This window comes from Mucilaginibacter sp. P4_G9 (assembly GCF_056400985.1).
This window is the reverse complement of the sequence record NZ_JBFUKF010000671.1, coordinates 1-1,739: the sequence shown is the minus strand read 5'-3', so window position 1 is coordinate 1,739 and position 1,739 is coordinate 1. Positions and strand designations below refer to the sequence as shown.

The 1,739-nt window shown below is 41.4% G+C and carries 2 protein-coding genes; one reads left to right on the top strand and one right to left on the bottom strand.

Annotated features, from left to right (window positions below; translation table 11 throughout):
- On the top strand, positions 1-199 hold a 199-nt coding region (locus AC1DPZ_RS26590; protein WP_477409176.1), incomplete at its 5' end, for a hypothetical protein.
- A 169-nt stretch (positions 200-368) separates the two neighbouring features.
- Here the strand turns inward: AC1DPZ_RS26590 and AC1DPZ_RS26585 are convergent.
- The coding region (locus AC1DPZ_RS26585; protein WP_477409174.1) for a S41 family peptidase at positions 369-1,739 on the bottom strand (1,371 nt) is incomplete at its 5' end.

Sequence of the window (1,739 nt, the reverse complement as noted above, 5' to 3'; positions counted from 1 at the left end):
GGTAGACGCTCCGCTTGATGATACCAATATTGATAAGTTCAATAATATTATCCGCACTTTCTCTAAGGATTCGCAATTCATCATCGTATCGCATAACAAGCGCACCATTGCCAGTACCGATGTAATTTATGGTGTAACCATGGTTGAGCAGGGCATTTCGCGTGTGGTACCCGTTGATCTGCGCGAACTTGCAGATTAATTCTCCTGCTCTTTCCGGAACGAATGTGTTGCAGATAAAGCATAATTATGCTTTGTGCGTGCCGCGGTAGGCTACATATACGAAAGAAAACGGGACAAAAGACGATCATCTTTTGCCCCGTTTCCACAAATGGCTTTGGGCTTTTGGCCTTATGCTTTCAGCTTATATCTTATTTATGGCGGAACTCTTTTTTACCCACCATCCCTTTAAATTTACGCTCATCAAGCTTAAGTGTCATATCTGAAACTTGCTGTGCCGACATGGTTTTGGCTTTTGCCAAACTTTGAACCTTCGGACCTGACACATCATAAACGCCTGTACTAATATAGTTTAACGCGTGTTGCAGTAATACCTCTGTACTATCGCCAAAATCCTTTGTTACATCGTCATAATCAAGTTTACCCGGATAATCTGTTGAGCCTGGCGTCATCCCTGAATAATAACCACCCTGATTGGCTGAGTTTTTGGTTTCAAACTGTGGCACATATAATTGATATTTATTAATATCTATAGCAAAAAAGCCTACCGGCTTGCCATAACTGGTACGACCTATAAGGTTAACTTCCATTTCGGGGCGCAGGTTATTAATAGTTAGCTCACTTGCTGATGCGGTTGAACCAGTTACTATAAAAAACACCTTACTTATATTTAACGAACCATTTTTGGCAAAGTTAACCCGGTTATTAGCAGGTAAAAAATCCCCTTTATTAATATCGTATATAGCGCTTAGCAGCGGGTGGTTATCAGCCTGCAGCTTATTATTATAATAATAGGTAAACATCTGGGTGCCGCTTTTTGCAGCAGGTACAATCAGGTTATCCAGGTATTCGGCTGTTTCAACACTTCCACCGCCATTATAGCGCAGGTCGACAACCAGGTCTGTAATACCCGCAGTGCTAAAGTCATTAAAAGCTTTTAATAACTGAGGGCGGGCGTTTGCTATTACAGTAAAAGTATTAAAAACAATATATCCTATTTTTTTATCACCCATAGTAAAAACCTTGTATTTTAAAACCGGGTTAATGGTATATTCGGCTACAGTTAACGACACATCGACGTTAGTATTATCCGCCTTCTTAAGCGTCATTGTAATTGGGTCGGTGCCAAAAACTGCATTTACTACAAAGTTTACATTGGTGCCGTTATCATAATCCAAACTGGTACGGTTATTAAGTTTTACAATTTGGTCTCCCCTTTTAATACCTGCGTTATCAGCAGGCGAACCCGGATATACATATTTTACGCGCAGGTCGTTGGCTTCCTGGTACAACACCGAAAATCCAAAATCGCCGCTTACTCCGCCCAACTCTGCAGAAACAGACCCATCATCAATAAACGAGTATTTAGCCGAACCCGGATCGGCAGCGTAATACTCGTACGGAAACCCCGTTGCCGGGTTAATTTTATATTGCGAAAGTTTATCTACCTCGCTGGTAAGTGCGGCCAATTCATTAGCGCCTGTGAATGAGCGCGGAGCAAAGGTTTTATAATCGGGTAAGGCATCATACCATAAATAAGTTTCTTTGGTATACAGGTAAAC